The organism is Siccirubricoccus deserti, assembly GCF_014283215.1.
GTDB lineage: Bacteria > Pseudomonadota > Alphaproteobacteria > Acetobacterales > Acetobacteraceae > Siccirubricoccus > Siccirubricoccus deserti.
In genome coordinates this window covers 1-1,531 of record NZ_JACOMF010000208.1, presented here as the reverse complement: position 1 = coordinate 1,531, position 1,531 = coordinate 1, and the positions used below count along the sequence as shown (strand labels likewise).

The 1,531-nt window shown below is 67.4% G+C and carries 2 protein-coding genes; both read right to left on the bottom strand.

The window, feature by feature from the left end:
• The coding region (locus H7965_RS29855) for a DUF2182 domain-containing protein (RefSeq protein WP_186774091.1) at positions 1 to 704 on the bottom strand (704 nt) is incomplete at its 3' end.
• Between the two features lie 60 nt (positions 705 to 764).
• Positions 765 to 1,397 carry a DUF1326 domain-containing protein gene (locus H7965_RS29850; protein ID WP_222440893.1) on the bottom strand — a complete coding sequence of 211 codons (633 nt, stop codon included), beginning with the start codon at positions 1,395 to 1,397 and terminating at the stop codon, positions 765 to 767.
• Positions 1,398 to 1,531: the final 134 nt, after the last annotated feature.

Genomic DNA, 1,531 nt, shown 5'->3' with positions numbered 1-1,531 from the left:
CCGATTGCCTTGGCGATCCACTCCCCCTTTGGCGCCAGCTTTTCCAACGTGACGGCGAGCGCAAGCGCGGCGACGAGCGGCAGGTTCATGACACCGACCACGAACAGCAGCACCATCAGCATCCAGCAGCAGCCGATGCAGTACATCCCGTGCCGCAAGCCCATGACGAAGGCGCCGCCCGTGCCCTTTCGCCATTCCCCCATCAGGAACGCGAGCGGTGAGCGGCAGCGTGTCAGGCAAGTGCTCTTGAGCGGCGTGAACTGATACACCCCCGCCCCGAAGAGCAGCCCGGCAGTTAGCGCGGGATTCGTGCTCACCATCATCGGCGAAACGAGACCCACGGTTTGTAACAGCCAGTGCACCGTTGCGGCAACGGCGCTGAATGCCGCCCAGGCCAGCACGTAGGCCCCGGCGAACGCCCAGGTCGCGGCACGGCTGCCGCCGCGCTGCGCCAACTGCGCGAAGGTGAGGATCATCGGCACTGCCGAGGGCAGCATCATCGCTGCCATCATCACCGACCACATCAGCACTACCGCGGCCGCCGTGCCCACACTCCAGGCCGCCGACGCGGGCATCATCAGCCGCGCCAGCGGGCTGCCCATGTTCAGCACCGCCCAGGCGAGGAACGCCCAGGCCAGTGCCGCCGCCGCAAGCAGGATGGCGGCGACGGAACCCTGGCGGCGGACGGGTGTCGTGGTGGACATCGTGATCTCTCCGTCAGGAATGGACGGACCCGCTGGGCGGCGGGCAATGGCACGGCTCCCTTAGGCGGCCAGGGCACCGCGGTTCGCGCCGCGGATCACACCACTCTGGGTCATGTGCAACTCGAACCACGAGCCGTAGCTGTCTTCGAGCCTCATTGGCACGGTGCCTTTCGCCTCCGACCAGCCGCGCCCGATCTCACTCACCTCGTATTCGAAACCATTCGGTTGGAGGATGCCGACGCGGTGCTCCGCGCCGGTTACCGGGTTGCGGATCGGCTCGCCACGCGTCTCAGCCAGCCCCTCCGCTCGGCACTGCGCGGTACGGGCCTCCATGTCGATTTCGATCTCGACCCTGGTGTAGACGGGCTCGTGGATGGTGTCGCACATCTTGGCGTACACCCAGAAGCCGGTCGCCATCTCCTCGGTGTCCTGCCCCGTGAGGATGCGGAGCAGGGCGTCGCGCTGGGCCGGGTTCGCCCGCTCATCCACGAAGGGCTGCATGACGCCCTTGCCCATGTGCACCGGGCCGGGCCAGGAGACGATGATGCCGCCCTTCACCCCGTCGAGGGCCACCTCGCCGAAGCGCCCCCTGTCGATCCGGGTGAACACGACGGCGCGGCAGTCGCCGTAGGTTGGAAGGGCGTTGAACTGGCACGGGCAGCCGTAGGCGCAATTGCAGTTGGCGAAGGTCATCCCGTGGGCTTCCCACTCGGTCATCGCTCTGCTCCCTTTCGTGACGGGCCGAACTCGGCACGAACTCGGTACAATGCACCCGGCCACCGGCCATGCCGTGTCCCGCAGGGTCATCTTCGGAGTCGGTGAGGGCG